The sequence below is a fragment of the Gemmatimonas groenlandica genome (assembly GCF_013004105.1).
In the GTDB taxonomy this organism is placed as follows: Bacteria; Gemmatimonadota; Gemmatimonadetes; order Gemmatimonadales; family Gemmatimonadaceae; genus Gemmatimonas; species Gemmatimonas groenlandica.
Map to the genome: position 1 here is coordinate 1,534,924 of NZ_CP053085.1, position 16,458 is coordinate 1,551,381.

General features: G+C 64.9%; 10 protein-coding genes and 1 pseudogene. 5 read left to right on the forward strand and 6 right to left on the reverse strand.

Annotation, left to right across the window (positions count from 1 at the left end; all coding sequences use genetic code 11):
- Position 1: 1 nt before the first annotated feature.
- The 4 genes from HKW67_RS06535 to HKW67_RS06550 all read right to left on the reverse strand — a co-directional run bounded on the left by HKW67_RS06535 (position 2) and on the right by HKW67_RS06550 (position 5,622).
- Complete coding sequence (locus HKW67_RS06535; RefSeq protein ID WP_171224613.1) at positions 2-1,219, reverse strand: ATP-grasp domain-containing protein; 1,218 nt, start codon at positions 1,217-1,219, stop codon at positions 2-4.
- A gap of 106 nt (positions 1,220-1,325) precedes the next feature.
- Positions 1,326-1,733 carry a hypothetical protein gene (locus HKW67_RS06540; protein WP_171224614.1) on the reverse strand — a complete coding sequence of 136 codons (408 nt, stop codon included), beginning with the start codon at positions 1,731-1,733 and terminating at the stop codon, positions 1,326-1,328.
- 155 nt (positions 1,734-1,888) lie between these two features.
- Complete coding sequence (locus HKW67_RS06545) at positions 1,889-3,445, reverse strand: M28 family metallopeptidase (protein WP_171224615.1); 1,557 nt, start codon at positions 3,443-3,445, stop codon at positions 1,889-1,891.
- The gene (locus HKW67_RS06550) at positions 3,445-5,622 is read right to left on the reverse strand and encodes a penicillin acylase family protein (RefSeq protein ID WP_171224616.1); all 2,178 of its coding nucleotides are present in this window, start codon (positions 5,620-5,622) and stop codon (positions 3,445-3,447) included. The genes HKW67_RS06545 and HKW67_RS06550 overlap by 1 nt, the downstream gene beginning before the upstream one ends.
- Before the next feature lie 178 nt (positions 5,623-5,800).
- On the opposite strand from HKW67_RS06550, the gene HKW67_RS06555 reads away from it, so the two are divergent.
- Both HKW67_RS06555 and HKW67_RS06560 read left to right on the forward strand, forming a co-directional pair.
- On the forward strand, positions 5,801-8,899 hold the full coding sequence (locus tag HKW67_RS06555) for a SusC/RagA family TonB-linked outer membrane protein (RefSeq protein WP_171224617.1): 3,099 nt from the start codon (positions 5,801-5,803) through the stop codon (positions 8,897-8,899).
- A 14-nt stretch (positions 8,900-8,913) separates the two neighbouring features.
- The gene (locus HKW67_RS06560; RefSeq protein WP_171224618.1) at positions 8,914-10,278 is read left to right on the forward strand and encodes a RagB/SusD family nutrient uptake outer membrane protein; all 1,365 of its coding nucleotides are present in this window, start codon (positions 8,914-8,916) and stop codon (positions 10,276-10,278) included.
- A 222-nt stretch (positions 10,279-10,500) separates the two neighbouring features.
- Here HKW67_RS06560 and HKW67_RS06565 read toward each other — a convergent pair whose 3' ends face one another.
- Both HKW67_RS06565 and HKW67_RS22745 read right to left on the reverse strand, forming a co-directional pair.
- Positions 10,501-12,399: a hypothetical protein gene (locus tag HKW67_RS06565; RefSeq protein WP_230981141.1), complete on the reverse strand. Its 1,899-nt coding sequence runs from the start codon at positions 12,397-12,399 to the stop codon at positions 10,501-10,503.
- A gap of 90 nt (positions 12,400-12,489) precedes the next feature.
- Positions 12,490-13,275 (reverse strand): annotated as a pseudogene (locus HKW67_RS22745) (Ig-like domain-containing protein); the annotation flags it as partial.
- A 534-nt stretch (positions 13,276-13,809) separates the two neighbouring features.
- Between HKW67_RS22745 and HKW67_RS06570 the strand changes: the two are divergent.
- The 3 genes from HKW67_RS06570 to HKW67_RS06580 are packed head-to-tail and all read left to right on the forward strand — an operon-like array spanning position 13,810 to position 16,449.
- Entirely contained in the window at positions 13,810-14,208 is a 399-nt protein-coding gene (locus HKW67_RS06570) for a GntR family transcriptional regulator (protein ID WP_171224620.1), read from the forward strand.
- A complete protein-coding gene (locus HKW67_RS06575; protein WP_171224621.1) occupies positions 14,205-15,152 on the forward strand; it encodes an ATP-binding cassette domain-containing protein in 948 nt (315 codons plus the stop codon). The genes HKW67_RS06570 and HKW67_RS06575 overlap by 4 nt, the downstream gene beginning before the upstream one ends.
- A gap of 7 nt (positions 15,153-15,159) precedes the next feature.
- Positions 15,160-16,449, forward strand: a complete 1,290-nt coding sequence (locus HKW67_RS06580; protein WP_171224622.1) for a hypothetical protein — start codon at positions 15,160-15,162, stop codon at positions 16,447-16,449.
- Positions 16,450-16,458 lie beyond the last annotated feature (9 nt).

Sequence of the window (16,458 nt, forward strand, 5' to 3'; positions counted from 1 at the left end):
CTCAGCCGAGTCGAACGCGAACACTGGAAACGATACGCTGTAACGCGTTCTGCACCACCTTTGTGTCGGGGTGGCGAACGATGATGTAGCCTTCGCCCTCGTAGCTTCCGGTAGGATGCTGGCCCGGATACGGCAGACGGGAATCGCAAATGAGCGCGCCGAACTGCTCCTGCACGGCCTCGAGGCCTTCGACGGTGCGCACCTGGCCCGTGCCCTGCCCTCGCAGATACGCGGTGCCGACGGCGAAGCGCCGCACGGGCGGATCGAAGGTGCCGTTGATCATGAGACGGACCCAGGCCGCGACGAAATCGATGTCGTGCGCCCGGGAGATCATGGTCGTAATGTTGGCACCGGGGGGACGTGCGGCGATCTCACTGATGGCGATGGTGCCGTCGTCGCGGCGAAACCACTCGCAGTGCGACACGCCGGTCCCCATGCCCAGCGCCACCAATGCCTTGGCACCGACCGCGCGGATGTCATCAAATTCGGCGGCGTCGATCTCGCGCGGCAGCAACACCGTCCACTGGATCCACGAGTTCTCGACGACGTCGAGCGGCGTGGGCCCGTAGCGCGTGAGTGAATGCCAGATGGCCTCGCCGTTAACTGACACGGTTTCCAGCGAGTACTCGGTCCCGCGCAGGAACTCTTCGGCGAGCATTGGATTGGCTGCCGTCGCACGGTAGTTCGCGAGCATCGCGTCGAGCGATGCCACATCACGTATGCGCTGCGTAGCGATCGCCCCAGCGCCGGCGGGAGGCTTGAGGACGATAGGAAATCCGACCTCGGCGATGAACTCCAACGCGTCTTCGCGAGAGGCGATCAGCCGATGTCGCGCCACCGGCACGCCCGCCGCCCGCAACGCATCCTTCATTCGCGCCTTGTCGCGAAAGTTGTGCGCGGCCTCGCTGCTGAGCCCCGGAATACCGAGTCGTTCCCGCACGCTGGCCAGCGGCTGCTGGAGCTGCTCGTAGGCCCCAAAGCAGCGGGCGATCGCGCCGTGCGTGGCACCGAGGGCGCGCACCGCCTGCTCGAGCGACGACGCGTTCGTCACGTCATCGACTTGCCAGTGCGCGGCCAGTCGCGCGGCGACATTCGGCGTCAGCGCCGTCAGCGGTTGTTGCGCAATGACGCCCAAACGCACGTGCGGCACGTTGAGCGCGGCCTCGATCATCTGAGTCGCCGCCGGCGAGAAGATTGGACAGACGAAGATGACGAACATGGCGGCGCTCAATTGGGAAAGATCGAGAGTGGATCGAGTACGGATACACAATCGCGGTGCTGCCCAAAGGGCAACACCGCGACCGATGCCTACTTCGTGATTCGACTTACTGGCAGACCCAAGCGCCGCCGCGGGCCGTTGCCGTGGCCTTGACACCCGTCGCCGAATCGGCGGCGGTGAACGTTACCGTTTCATTGGCGCCGTCTTCCTGGCTGCTGGTGGTGCACGGCACCACCTTGCGCACGGTGAAAACGCCCGTGCTGTCGGCGTCGACCAAACCGAAGTCCTGCGGCTTGCTGGCGCCGGGTGCGCGCGAGGCGGTGAGCTTCACGCGGGCAGCGGCGGGCCAGTTCTTCCCCTTGAAGTTGATGCGGGCGCCCTGCGGCGACCGCTCGGCTTCGATGGAAATCTGTGGCTTTGCCTGTCCAGTGATCGCGCTGGCCGCCGTTGCGGCGAACGAAAGCGCGCTAATTGCCAACGCCGGGCCCAGCATGCGGCGCACGAATGCCTGCATCGCACATCCTCCTAGTAAGGTGACGCCATCGGACATATGCCGCGACGTGAATATGAAAATGGAGAGCGAGAGGAGAGAACGCAAACTGGTACCCCATCTCCCGCTGACTGCCTCATCACGTTCGTGCGCCCGGTCACAGGCGTATCACGGGTCGGTTACCGCTCCAGCTTGAAGCCGGGATCGATGGAGGGGCGCTTCGGCGTCGTCGCCACGTACCAGCCCGTGAGGTACATCCACTGCGTCATGCGGGTGAGCTTCGGATAGTCGATGGCCGATGGCTTGTCGCGCGGCGTGTGGTAATCGGGATGCAGGTTGGTGGAGTACATGACGGCCGGCACGTTCATTCGTGCATACGGCACGTGATCGCTGCGGAAGTACCAGCCTTCAGGATGCGTGGGGCGATCCCAGATCGAATCGAGCTTGAAGGCTCCGGTGAGCGTGTTCGCCCTCAGCGCCATATCAACAAGTTCTGTTGAGTTGCGGTGTGGCGGCTGGATGCCAAGCAGGCTGGCGGAATCGGGGTTGTTGCGGCCGATCATGTCGCCGTTCAGCACCGCAACGATGTTCTGCAGGGGCACGACGGGATGCGCGGCATGATAGCGCGAGCCAAGCAGACCAAGTTCTTCCGCACCGTGGTACACGAAGAGCACCGAGCGCTTGCCTGGCTGCTTCACGAACGCGCGGGCGATGGCGAGCAACGCGACACTGACGGTGCCATTGTCGTCGGCACCAGCCCACACGGAATCGCCGTCGATGACATACCGCACGCCGTCGTGGTCCTGGTGTGAGCTGTACAGCACATACTCGTCGCGCAGCTTCGGATCGGTACCGCGCACCACGCCGATGATGTTGCTGGACGGTGTGGTGAAGTGCTCGACGCGGACGTGCATCTCGGCCATGGCGCCGGCCTTGAGCGCGGCCGCCGTGGCGCCGCGCACGAGGAAAGACGGCGTCGGTGCTGTGCGCGCCGACTGCGGACGCGCGGCCTGTGTGGCCTGACCGGCGAAGCGCGGCGCGCCTCCGTCCACGTCATACGTGCCACGCTCACGAAGTACTCCGAGCCCATCAAACGCGACATCGGTGATCGAGTCGGCCACGAGGATGATCGCAACGGCACCACGGCGTTGTACCCTTTGCGTGGCGGCCGTGATCGCCGCATTCGCGTAGCGCACTTCGGCGGAGTTCGTGGTGGTGCGAATCGAGGCGGCAGGCGGGGTGGTGATCTGTAGCGCCGCAATCTTGCCGCGCACATCGATCGTGGTATCGGCGCCCGTGCCTACCCACACCACCGGGGCGCTCACATCGGCGTTGGCGGAGCCCAGCGGCACGAAGTCCTTCCACACGACGAGCGGCTTGTCGCCGAGTGCGCCCGTCGTGGACACGGTGGAGACGCGCGTCCGCACCATGTTCCACCACTGGAAGTAGCTGCCGTCCTGTCCCATCGGCTTCACGCCGATGCTGCGCAGTTGGTCGGCCACCCAAATGGAGGCCCGCATCTCGTCCGGCGTGCCGGCCTCGCGTCCACGCATACCGTCACCGGCCATCGCGTACAGATCCCGTTCGAGGTCGGTGCGCTTGATAGCGGACATCGCCAGCGGAACGCCCGCGGTGGCGGTGGATTTGCCCTTGGCGGTGGCTTGCGCCGACAGCGCCAGCCCTGGGGCCAAGGTCGCAGCGAGGGCCGCGAGCCGCATGATTCGAGGAGAGAACATCAGGGTTCGGGCCGGTAGGAGCGAAGAGTGTGCGCGGAAATGTCCGCATCGAGAAAATACACGGGCTTGAGCTGACCGCGGGCAAACATCGCGGCCTGATCACTGTAGTGCGGCGACGTCGAGTCGGCGCTCTGTCCGTAGGCGAGAACCGAATACGCGCGGGGCGCACGCGCTCCGAACTCCACAGCGAGAATCCAGCCGTCGCCCGAGTTGGCGTTGCGGGAGCCGTCGGGGCGCTGCTCGTAGGAAAGCACGCGGAAGCAGCCGAGGGCGCCGCTGCAGCCGCCAACGGGTTCGTCCACGGGCCCACGCCGCACGCGGTGCACATCGCCCCATGCCACGTCGACCGTCTTGTAGCGACGCTGCATGTCGTCGACGGCCCAGCTGAAGGCGTCGACGGCGCGAGCCGGCTGACCGAGGCCGCGCGGCGTGGAGGTCAGCTTCTCCCACGACCACTTTTCGGCGTAGGCCGAGTCGCGCGCCTGCGACTGATAGCGGCGCCACCAGGTCTCGAAGAGCAATCCTCCGCGACTGGTCGGCGCGACGGTGTTGTCCCACTGCTCGAGCACGGCGAGTGCCTGGGCGACCGCCGGCGTGGGTGAGGATTTCTTCAGCGCCGCGACGAGATCGGGCTTCACGCGGTCGGCGAGCAGCATGCGCATACTGTGCTTTCGCACCAACACGTCTTCGAGCGAGAGTTTGTCTTTGCCGCCGATGAGCTGCAACGCATGCTGGCTGCGCAGCCGTAGTTCCCCGCGCTCCACGTTGTCGGGATACCGTGCCGTGTCGAGCAGGGCGTTCAGATTGGCAAAATGCGGCGCATCGTTCTCGTTGTGCACGTAGCCGCCGCGAGGGTTGAGCGTCTGCGGCAACGAATCGAGCGCGATTAATCGCGTCCACACGTCGGCTGATCCGCGCGCGGGAATCGGCATCGAGTCCCCGCCCGATCGTGTGGGCAGCCGCGGCACGGTGCCCATCCAAATGGTGAGGATGTTGCCGGCGCGATCGGCGTAGGTGAGGTTGGACGTGGCGCGGGCGCGGGTGGCGAGCGCCCCCTTCCACTCGACAAGACTGCCCGCGCGCATCATGGCCAGGAACTGCGCCCCGGCGCGATACTCGCCATCGGGGCCAGCGCGCACGACATAGAGCTTGTTCGAGGTGCGATACACGACCGGGCCCAGTGGTGTGAAGGCCATGCGGCGTGTTTCGCTCACCAGCGAGTCGTCCGTGCTGCCGATGCGATACGGGAGCGTGATGGACTCGTACCGAATGGGAATGGTGGTGCCGTCGAACCGATAGCGATCCGGATTGGTGGGATCGAGGTCGAGCTCATAGACCTCGTCGAGATCCGGCGCGTTGTTGGTGGTGGCCCAGCCAAGATCCTTGTTGAAGCCACCGATGACCGAGAAGGCGCTGCCGATGCGGAAATCGCCGTAGAAATCGAGCTTTCCCGGCACGGTCACGTGCGCTTCCCAGTAGCCGGCCGTCCAAGCGAGATGTGGATTGCGCAGCAGAATCGCACGCCCGGACTTCGTGCGGCTCGGGGCGAGCGCCCAGGCGTTCGAGCCAACGTCCGCATCAGCTCCGAACAGGGGAGCCGGGTCGACGTCGAGGGCGCCCGTGTCTCGGATGGCCGGGCGCGCCGTGCCGCCAGCGCTGCGCTGCAGCCATCGCGTCACGAGGCGCTCGGCAGTGGCCACATTCGCGGTGCCGATGTCCCCAGCGGCGACGTCGTGCCCGTGGAACACGGGCTTGGCCCACGTGGGCAGTGTCTTCGCATTCGCCCGGATGTAGCGGTTCACGCCTTCGGCGAATCCGTCGTACATGTCACGCGTGTCGGCGTCGAGCAGGTGATAGGTCTGCTCTACGCGGGCGTGCTCCAGAGCCGCCGAAAAATCGGACGACAGGCTGTCACGCCCAAACGTACGGCCCATCCATCCTTTCGAACGGATCAGACTGAGTATGACGCGCACGCCATAATCCTCGGCTTGTGCGTAACCGAGTCCGATACCGATGCCGCGAAAGTCGCTGGCGCTGATGTGCGGCACGCCGTACGCCGTCCGACGAATGATCGGCTCACCGTCAGACGGAGCAGCGTGACTCGCCGCGCCGAGGGCCGTGGCGGCGATGAGCACTGGAATCAAGAGGCGCGCGCGGCGCGAGACGTGTGAGAACATCTGGCAATGCTGCGGCGTCACACGGCCGTCCGCAACCACAGGTACTGAGAGAATCACGAACGTCGCGCACCGCGGCAGCGCTATTGCGGGGGCCGCGTGGGAGGATAGCTTCGCGCAGCCTACTTGCCTAACCAAAGTGGGCGCTACGCCTTCCCGCGTTTACCCCAAGGAGTTCTTCATGAGTCAGCGAAGTTTGCTCAGTGCGCTGGCCTTCGTCGCCACAGCGCTGATGGCCCCCGTTGTCCAGGCGCAGCAAGCGTCGACGGGGACCGTGTCGGGCCGCGTGACGGATGCATCGACCGGACAGCCCGTCGGCGCCGCCCAGATTCAGGTGGTGGGCACGACGCTCGGCGCCCAGACCAACCAAGACGGCATCTATTCCATCCGGGCGGTGCCGGCGGGAGCGGTGCGACTTCGCGTGCTCCGCCTCGGATACTCCGAGCTGAATCAGGCCACAACGGTATCGGCCTCGCAGGTCACGACCGTGAACCTGCAGCTGAAGTCCGTGCCGGCCACCCTGAATCCCGTTGTCACCACGGCGACCGGCCAGCAGCGCCGCAACGAAGTCGGCAATTCCATCGCCCAGGTGAATGCAGCGGAAGTGGTTGAGACGCGCGGTGTGGCCAACATGGCCGACCTGCTCACGGCGCGGGCGCCGGGCGTGCTGGTGACGCCGGGTACGCAAACGGGTGCCGGTGTGCGCGTGCGTATTCGCGGCACGAGTTCGGTGGCGTTGTCGAACAATCCGATCTACGTGATCGACGGCATTCGCATCGACGGATCGACCGGTTCGTCGACGCTCAGCGTGGGCGGCACGACGCCGAGCCGCGTGGGCGATTTGAATCCGGAAGAGATCGAGTCGATCGAAGTGGTGCGTGGTCCGTCAGCGTCGACGCTGTACGGCACCGATGCGGCGAACGGCGTCATCGTCATCAAGACCAAGCGCGGCGTGGCCGGCAAGCCGCAGTGGACGTACTACACCGAACAGACGGCACTCACCGACCGCAACGCCTATCCCACGGCGTATCGGGCATGGCGCAGCGGCACCACAGCGGCGACCACCTCGACGCGCTCGAATGCCGTGCAGTGCTTCCTCACGCAGAAGGCGGCCGGCTCCTGCGCCATCGACAGCGTGAGCAGCTTCAATCTGCATGACGACGCGGAGACGACGCCGTACGGCGTGGGCTATCGTCAGCAGCACGGCCTGCAGGTGAAGGGCGGCTCGGAAACCGTGCGCTACTTCCTGCACGGTGAGTGGGAAGACGAGGACGGCGTGACCAAGCTCACCGAGTTCGATGCGCGGAAGTTGGCGGCGGCCGGTACGCCGTTGAGTGCGATCCAGATGAGCCCCAATCATCTGAACAAGATCACGACGCGCGCGAATCTCAATATCGCGTTGTCGCCGAAGGCTGACGTGACGGTCAGTGCGGGCTACACCAATCAGGACCTGCGCCTGCCGCAGAGCGACGACTCCGGTACGTCGGGCATTGCCGCCAACGTGTACGGCGGCCCCGGTTTCAAGTACAACCTGACAGCCACCGGTGATACGCTGTTCGGTTGGCGCCAGTTCACGACGCGCGACATCTATCAGTCGGAGTCGGTGCAGAACATCAATCGCATGATTTCGTCGATCGGATCGAATTACCGCCCGACGGATTGGCTGGCGGTGCGCGGCAACTTCGGCCTCGACTACGTGAACCGGGTCGACACGCAGCTGTGCCGGTTCCAGAACTGCCCAGACATCGGCACCGATCGCCTCGGCTACAAGCGCGACAACCGTACGAACTTCTACACGTACACGGTGGACGCCGGCGCGACGGCTACGAAGTCGCTCACGAACGCGATCGAGTCGAAGACGACCGTCGGCGTGCAGATGTACCAGAGCATCTTCGACCGCAACGGCGCCACGGGCCTTGTGTTGCCGCCCGGCGCCACGACGGTGACGGCCGGCGCGACGGCGCAAGCCGACGAGTCGTACAGCGAGAGCCGCACGCTGGGCGCCTTCGTGGAGCAGAACGTCGGCTTCAACGACCGCCTGTTCCTGACGGCCGCGCTGCGGTCGGATCGCAACAGCGCGTTCGGTGCGAACTTCAAGACGGTGTTCTATCCGAAGATCGCCGCGTCGTGGGTGCTGTCGCAGGAGTCGTTCTTCCCGAAGCCGCAGTGGCTCGATCAGCTGCGCTTGCGTTCGGCCTACGGTGCGTCGGGCGTGCAGCCCGGCACGATCGACGCCGTTCAGTACTACTCGGCCACGGCGGGGCGTCAGGAGAGTGGCGACGTCCCTGCCCTCGTGTACTCGACGCTCGGCAACAAGAATCTGCGTCCGGAGCGCTCGACCGAAACGGAAATCGGGCTGGACGGCACGTACTGGAACGGCCGCGTCAACACCGAGATCACGTACTACAACAAGCTGTCGAAGGATGCGCTGGTGAGCAAAGTGCTGCCGCCGTCGCTCGGCACCGGCGCCACCGCACGCCTCGAGAACCTGGGCTCGGTGCGTAATCGCGGTTACGAAGCGCTGATCTCGGCGCAGCTGATTCAGAAGCAGGCCTTCGGCCTCGATGTCACGCTGAACGGTGCGTACAACGACAACGAGTTGATCAGCCTTGGTGGCCAGCCGACCATCGGCACCACGCAGCAACAGCGCCAGGGCTATCCGCTGTATGGCTGGTGGTCGCGTCAGCTCACCGGCTTCGACGACAAGAACGGCAACGGCATCATCGAGTACAACGCGAGCAACGCGCTGAGCGAGATCACGGTGACGGACACGTCGGTGTTCATCGGCTACTCCATGCCGAAGACGGAAATGGGCTTCACCACCGGCATCGACTTGTTCAACAAGGCGCTGCGCGTGACCGCACTGCTCGACTACAAGGGCGGTCACAAGATCTACAACAACACGGAACGCATTCGCTGCGCGAGCCGACTGAACTGCTCGGGGCTGCTGAATACGGCCGCTTCGCTCGAGGAGCAGGCGCGCGTGGTGATGGTGCGGGAGCATCCCAGCCGCTCAGTGGCCGGCTTCTTCGAAGACGGCGACTACCTACGCTTTCGCGAGCTATCGGCGACCTATCAGGTGCCGGCACGCGTGGCCACGCGACTATTCCGTGGCCGTAGTCTGAGCGCCACGGCATCGGTGCGTAACCTCGGCATCCTCTGGACCAAGTACACGGGCGTCGATCCGGAAGCGTTCGGCACCACGGGCGATGCGCCGTCGGAGTTCCAGGCCTTCGGCCCGCCGACGTACTTCGCGTTCCGCTTCACTTTCGGCTTCTGAGGAGCACTCACCGCATGCATAGCACTTTGCAGTCCCGTGCCCGCGCACTCGCCATGAGCATTCTGGCGGCCGGTGCGTTGGCGTCGATCGGTTGTAATCCCTCCGAGTTCCTCTCGATCGAGGATCCGGACATCATCAACCCGACCAACGTGTCCAGCGCGGCGGGTGCCAACGCGGCGCGCGTGGGCGCCATTGCGCGCCTGAACGTGGCGACCGCCGGCGGCGAAAGCTTGCTGCTACTGGGCGGGCTGTTCGCCGACGAGTGGAACAACGGCGACTCGTTCATCGCGCGTCAGGAAATCGACCAGCGCGTGATCACGCCGCAGAACAATTTCCTGACTGACGCCAATCGCGCGATGCATCGCGCGCGGTTGTCGGCCGAGCAGTCGATTGAGCTGCTGAAGCAGTACAGCCCGACGGCACCGGGCTGGCAGTTGGCCGAGATGTACTTCATTCAATCGTATATCGAAGACCAGGCGGCCGAGCACTACTGTAGTGGTGTCGTGTTCAGCACGGTGGTCGACGGTACGGAGTCCTACGGTACGCCGCTGACCACCGCCGCCGCATTCACGCGGGCCCTGGCTCACGCGGACTCCGGCCTAGCGCTGGTGACCGGCACGACGGTCGACGACGTACGCGTGCGCAGCGCGTTGCAGGTGATCAAGGGTCGGATTCTCCTGGGCCTCAACCGCCCGGCCGACGCGGCGACCGCGGTTACCGGAGTGGCGACCTCGTTCCAGTATCTCACGTATCACGCGCTGACGACCACGAGCAACCAGTTCTGGAATTTCAACAATCTGGCTGGTCGCTACAGCGTGAGCACGAGCGAAGGCGGGAACGGCATGAACTACGCGCTGGCGAACGATCCGCGCGTGCCGGTGTGCGCGGGCAACGACGTGGTCTGCCGGACGATCGGCGTGACGAAGGCCAGCCGCGACGACCTGAGCACGCCGTACTACGTGCAGCGGTTGTGGCCGGCGCGTGAGTCGTCGGTGGCAATCGTGTCGGGTCAGGAAGCCCGCCTGATCGAAGCCGAAGCGCAGTTGCGCGCCGGCAACACGGGCGGCTCGCTGACCACGCTGAACGCGCTGCGTGCGACGTTCACGGGCCTGACGCCGCTGACCGACGCGGGAACGGAAGCCACGCGGGTGGATCAGCTGTTCCGCGAGCGGGCGTTCACGTTGTTCGGGCGTGGCACGCGAACGGGCGACATGCGTCGTTTGATCCGACAGTATGCGCGGACGGCGGCGACGGTGTTCCCGACGGGTGCGTGGCACAAGGGTGGCAACTACGGCACGGACGTGACGTTGCCGCTGCCGTTGGCGGAGACGAACAATCCGAACGCGGGCGCGGGCGTGTGTATCGACCGTAACCCGTAGGGCTGCTTTGACTGCGTGGTCTGAAAAGAAGAGGACACGGGGGCGCGTTTGGCCTTCGTGTCCTCTTTGGTTTTGTGGAGGGACCCGGATACGCGATTCCGCAAGCGCCGCACGTTTTTGGGAACGAAGTTCGGCGTAAAGTTTCGGGCTAAAAGACTACGCGCGTGAGCCCGCGCCGATTCCGCACGTGTCAAGTAGCCTCTACCGCACGTGTGTTACCAACTACGGATCACATCCGCCGGGCGGGTTGCCGATCAGTTCATACGCGTTCAGGCCCGTGAACATTCCGCCACTGGTGATGTTGATTCGCGCGCCACGCTGCTTGGTAAGATCGGGCTGCCAGGTGGCTCGGGCGTTAATCGAGAATTCATCGATCGGCGCCACGTTGTCCGTGAGTGTCGCGGTAAACACGTCGGTCCCAGGCGTGACCGTCCCACGGAAACGCGCCGCACACCTCAGGGTGCCGTTCACCACCGCTGCGAACGACAGAAACACCGTTGACCCGCTCTGCCGCACTCGCCACACTTGGGATCCGTTAGCAATGGACCACGCACCGTTGAAATCCTTCAGCGAAACGGAACCCGGTATGAGGTTACTGACGCCGTTGGAATGCGTGCCAGAACAGTCGGAGCCCGCGTAGGTAGACGCGATGGTTCTGGTCGCTAGCGTCACGGTTGCGGCGCCGCTCAGCAGGCCGAGACATGGGCTGAACTGGTTCAGCGAAAAATTGAGCAACTGACGGCCGGCCAATGTGGCGGATACGGACCCACGCACTCCGTTGAATTGCATGACTTCGTAGGTCCCGCTCACGCCGTTTTGGTTTTGCGTCAAGCGCACGTTGAGCGGTACGTTGACCGGGAACGACGTACCACTGGGTGTCTGAATGCGACTTGAGAACTGCCCGGCGTAACTGCCGGTGACGTCGAGCGAGTTGCCGTTCACATCATACGACGCACAGACATCTTCGGCGCCAGCCAAGGCCAGACAGGCCACCAGATTGACCATGAAGACACTGTTGCCCTGCGCAGTCACGGCCACCGAGAAGATGCCTTGGGCATCACTGTTGGATGGGGACGATTTGGCAAAGGTGGCGCCGCTGGAGGTAAACCGGACCCTCACAGGCATGGGCCGGGGCGTCGGGCTGCTACCGAACTTGAGCGCGAAGGCCACATCGAGATCGTTCGGGAAATCCGACTGCACCGGGTCGGGAAAGTTGGATGAACTGACGACCAGGGATGCGCACAACTGCGCGAGTACGGTGGCGCGTTGCAATGCGCCATTGGCGATGCCGTACAACTGCGCCACTGACTGCCAGAACAGTACATTTTGCATGGCGGTGAGACTTTGCTGGGCGGAGCAGAGTTGATTGTTACCCTCAATAGCGCGCTGCAACTTTGGCAGTGCGGCAGCCCTCCATTGTGTCTGGCGATCTCGGATCGCCGGGTCATTGGAGACGAGCGCGAAGACGCCAGTTACAAACGGGCCGGTGTCGCTCCACATATCGAAACTCGACACGGCGGTGAGAAGTGCGGCATCCGTATTTGCATCATTCAGCTGCGGAAGCACTCCAAGGTCAAACCATTCGACCAACCGACGAACCATGGCCGGGACGTCAGGTGGCGTAACGGCGGCAAGCGAATAGAACGCTTGTGCCGCGAGTTCGGCATCAATCGAGGGGATGATTGGAAGAGGGCTGAGCGACTGCAGGTCGGCAGACGTTCCAAACGCCGCGCCAGCAGCGGTGAAATGTCCAACGAGCACCGCCACTTCGTTCACTCGGGCAACCGCCACTTCGCGCGCCGCCTTGGTGCCGTTGTCCGTCATGCTGAATCCAGTCAGCACCAACCCGGCCCGCGGCGGCGCAGTCACCCCGATGCGCAGCGTTGCATTACGCGCAAATGCCAAGCCGGATGGCTGCAAATCCACCGCGGCCACCATACCACCGGTCAACGGCAAATTGCCGATACTCGCGATCGGAGTCATGCGGATCAGCGTATTCGCTTGTAGCGCGTTCGCCGGAATCTCAAGGCGATAGCTGACACCGGCGGCCGACGTGGTGAGCACACCACCCGCTGGGCCGACGGTCGCGCTCGTGGCAGCCGCCGTGTTCAGAATGGTCACCGCGGGAAGTCGCACGGTGATCACGGCCGTCGCGGCGCGCCCATCGACTGTGGCAGACACGGTGGTGACACCGGCCGTGAGCGCAGTCACCACACCGGTAGCACTGACGGACGCCACGGCGACGGCGCTCGACGTAAACGTGACCGTCTTCCCGACGACGGCCGAGTTGTCGCCGAACGTCAGCAGCGGAACGAGCGTGACCGTTTCGCCCGTGACCAGTGCCCTCGCCGAAATATTGAGAGCGATGCTGGACACGCGACGCGCAATGGTCAGCGCGGTGGTGGTGCTCACCCCCCCGACGGTTGCCGAGATGATGGCCGTACCGGCGCTCAGCGCGGTCACGCGCCCTGTGTTCGACACCGTTGCCACGCTTGGCGCATTCGACACCCACGTCGCAGCACGAACGCTGCTCGTACCGTTGGAGAGCGTCGTGGTGGCCTGCAAGTCGCGCACATCGCCCTCTACCAAGGCTAACGCGGATGGTGCGATCACCACCGTGCTCACTGCCAATACGACCACGCTGGCCACACCGGTTTTGCCGCCAACGGTGGCGCTTATCGTGGTCGTTCCCGGCGACACCGCCAGGACGTTGCCATCACTGGATACGGTGGCGACCGAGGCCGCGCTTGAGGTCCATGCCGTGGGGAGCGTCGTCGTGGTCGAGCCGTTGGAATTCGTGACGGCTGCGGCCATTGCGGCCGATTCCCCAGCTACCAGCGAGGCATTCGCGGGTGTCACCGCAACCGAGGCTACTGTGGCTGGTGGCGCCGGTGCAGCGATAGGATCGCCACCACCGCTGCATGCCGTCAGTTGTCCGCCTGCGAGGGAAAGCGCCGTGATGAACAGGGCACGAAGGGTGGGCTGACGCATCGACATGGAAGGTGGGACAGAGGGTGGACGGGCGCCGCTGTTGCCTGGCCATCCTAGTCCTGCGCCGTTAGCCACCCGTTAGCTCGCGGAAAGGTCGCCGCCATGTTCGTGGTGGATACGACAGGCTACGCGATGTTCGGCAGCGCAGCAATTGCTCCGGAATCTCACGCCGAGTTCGGAACCGAGGAGTGGCGAGTCGTCCGTCGGCGGACGTCAGCGATTGTCACGGCCGCATGCGCACGCTCCGACTCCGTTCGTCTCCGGGCCAACGCGACGCTCCCAACGTGCCGGCTGCTTGTTCGATGTCTACTTCCGCCGCCGTATTGGGCCTAGTGAGGCGTCCACGACCTTGGGGTTACTCCAGCAGGGGCACGCTTGCCTTCGTGTCCTCTTTCGTTTGGCTGGGGTTGTGGGAACTGCTCTACCGCGGATTGGCGCGGATGGGCGCGGATGAACGGTGTATCCAGTGTATTGCTTGACTAATACGGTTGGTCCGTGCATCGTATGGTGTATTAGGTCACCTATACACCTGGCGCTTCCGTGCTCATTCTGCTCGACCCCAACAGCGGGGTACCGACCTACCGACAGCTGGTGGACCAGATCCGCTTTCAGATGGCCAGCGGACGGCTGGTTGCGGGGAGCGAGTTGCCATCCACGCGGGCGCTGTCGCAGGAGCTCGGCATCAACCCGATGACGGTGAGCAAGGCGTATAGCCTGCTCGAGGCCGAACGGCTGGTGCTACGTCGCCCCGGGCTGCCGCTGGAGGTGTTGGCCCTGTCGGGGCCGGATGCGGATGCGGAGCGCGATGAGCAGCTGCGTGTGTTGCTGGAGCCGGCGGCGCTCGCGGCGCGACAGTTGGGGATGCGACCGGCGAAGGCGGTGGCCGTGTTCCGTCAGCTGCTTTCAGACATCGTGGATTACGAGGAGCGAGATCAATGATTGACGGCACAGACCGCGCATTGTCCGACGTGCTCACACTGGACCGGGTGACGAAGCGCTTTGGCGGCACGACGGCGCTGGACAGTGTATCGCTATCGATTCCGCGCGGCACGATCGTGGGGTTGGTTGGACGAAACGGATGCGGCAAGACGACGCTGCTGCATCATGTCACGGGCATGGTGCTGCCGTCGGCGGGGGCGGTGCGCACGTTCGGCGTCAATGCCGGCTCGTTGGGCAGCGGCGAACTGGCGCGGATTGGCGTGGTGCATCAGCACGCACGGTTTCTGGAGTGGATGAGCGTCTATCAGCTGGTGCGCTACGTGGCGACGTTCTACGTGCGCTGGGATGCGGCGCTCGAGAAGGAGCTGATCGAACGATTGGCTATCGGGCTGGACACGCGGGTTGGGGCACTTTCACCGGGCAACGTGCAGCGGTTGTCGCTGCTGCTGGCGCTGTGTCATCACCCTGAGTTGCTGTTGCTGGATGAGCCACTCAGCGATCTCGATCCCACGGCGCGTCAGGAGGTGCTGGCGGTGTTGTTGGAGCGCTTCGATGCCGACGGGCCCACCATCGTGATTTCGTCGCATCTATTGCAGGACATCGAACCGGTGGTAAGTCGCATTGTGTGCCTGGATCGCGGGCGCGTGACGGCGGATGCCGAGCTGGATGAACTGAAAGAGACCTATGAAGAGTGGATCGTGACACCGGTGTCGGTCGCGCTGGACGCCTCGTGGAGTGCGCCGTGGGTGGTAAGCAGCGAGCGCACGGGCAGCGCGATGCGCTGGGTGGTTCGGGGCATGCGGGGGCGGGCGGCGGCGATCGGCGCCGAGTTGGGGGCGGAGATCGTGGTACGTCCGCTCAACCTCGATCGCTTGTTTCCGGTACTCACGCAACTTCCGTCGGCGCCGACGAGTGCGTCGGAACTCGCGGCGGCGGGTCGGTGAGCTGACCATGTACATCGGGGCATTGTTCCGGCTGTTCTGGCGGCCGGCGGCACTGTCGGCGCTGTTCCTGACGTCGCTGGCTGCGATGGCGCCATTTGCGATGTTCGGCGAGCAGGTGCGCGCGGTGCAGTCGGCGGTGCACTTGGGGCTCACGTTGCCGCTCATCGTGGGAGTGCTCGCGTCGAGCGCGGCCGACGAGTTGTTGAGGCAACCAGGGAGCTGGATGCTTCCGGGGCTCAGGAGGTCACTGGCTGCAGGTGACGTGTTGATGGTGCTCGCGCTCAGTGCGATCGTCGGTGTGGTGGCGTGGCGTGCGGGCGGAGCCGCTTTGGCGGTGGGTGTGGCGATGATTGCCCCGTTCTGGTACGCGGTTGGTGGTGCTGCCCGGCTGGCGGCGAAGCGGCCGAAGTTGATTGGCGCTTCGGCGCTGGTGGTGCTCGCAATGGCGGCGGCTCCGGCCCTGTATACGCGGGCGGTCACCGGTGCCCTGCCCTTGGCCGCTGCCGTCGCCGCCTGCGCGACGGTGCTGCTGATGCGGGCGCGGTGGTCGCCCGGCGTGGCGCGGATGCGGGCAGCAGTGGGCGAGCCGGAGGCGCTGCTGTCGGGTTCGACGGCGGTCTTCTCGCGTGCGCGCGCGATGAGCCCGCCGGGGCACCTCGACGAAGGGCGTATGCCCACGCTTGCGTTCTGGGTGCGGGCGGCGGCGTACGAGCACATGGCCGGCGGGCGGACGGCGTTCACGGTGAGCGGCGTGATGATGGCGGTCATTACGCACCTGTTCCAAACGCCGGTGCCGCTCGCGCTGATGTCGGTCTCGCAGCGCGGACTGCAGTTGGGTAGCGCGTTGGTATATCCGATCAGTCGCCGCGAGCGCGCTACGATTCTGTACGTGTGCAACGCGATCGACATTGCGTTGCTGGCGTGTTGTTTTACCGTGACCTACGTGGCGTTGCGGGCGGTACATGCGCCGACGGTGTCGTTCATGGCGTCACTCGCGCAGGGCGTGTGGCCCGTGATGTTGGCGGCGGCAGTGGCGTTGGCGCCGATTCTGCAGTGGGCGCGGATACGGGGCCCGATCCCGCCGTCACGCGCGTACCGCTTCATGGGATATGCGTTTGCGTTCATGTTCGCCACGATGGCGCTCGGATTTGGCGCGGAGAAGTTGTTCGACGCGCAGCGCGGCATGCTGCCGGCGCTGGCGATGATCGTTGTCGTGGGCGTGGTGGTGCAACTGGTGCAGTTGGCGGCGCTACGGTGGGTGTATGCACGGGCGGACTTGGTGGCGCCGTTGGCGTAGCGATCGCTT

Coding starts and splice junctions, on each gene's coding strand:
- HKW67_RS06535 (WP_171224613.1), bottom strand. CDS start 1,219: ATGTTCGTCATCTTCGTCTGTCCAATCTTCTCGCCGGCGGCGACTCAG.
- HKW67_RS06540 (WP_171224614.1), bottom strand. CDS start 1,733: ATGCAGGCATTCGTGCGCCGCATGCTGGGCCCGGCGTTGGCAATTAGC.
- HKW67_RS06545 (WP_171224615.1), bottom strand. CDS start 3,445: ATGTTCTCTCCTCGAATCATGCGGCTCGCGGCCCTCGCTGCGACCTTG.
- HKW67_RS06550 (WP_171224616.1), bottom strand. CDS start 5,622: ATGTTCTCACACGTCTCGCGCCGCGCGCGCCTCTTGATTCCAGTGCTC.
- HKW67_RS06555 (WP_171224617.1), top strand. CDS start 5,801: ATGAGTCAGCGAAGTTTGCTCAGTGCGCTGGCCTTCGTCGCCACAGCG.
- HKW67_RS06560 (WP_171224618.1), top strand. CDS start 8,914: ATGCATAGCACTTTGCAGTCCCGTGCCCGCGCACTCGCCATGAGCATT.
- HKW67_RS06575 (WP_171224621.1), top strand. CDS start 14,205: ATGATTGACGGCACAGACCGCGCATTGTCCGACGTGCTCACACTGGAC.
- HKW67_RS06580 (WP_171224622.1), top strand. CDS start 15,160: ATGTACATCGGGGCATTGTTCCGGCTGTTCTGGCGGCCGGCGGCACTG.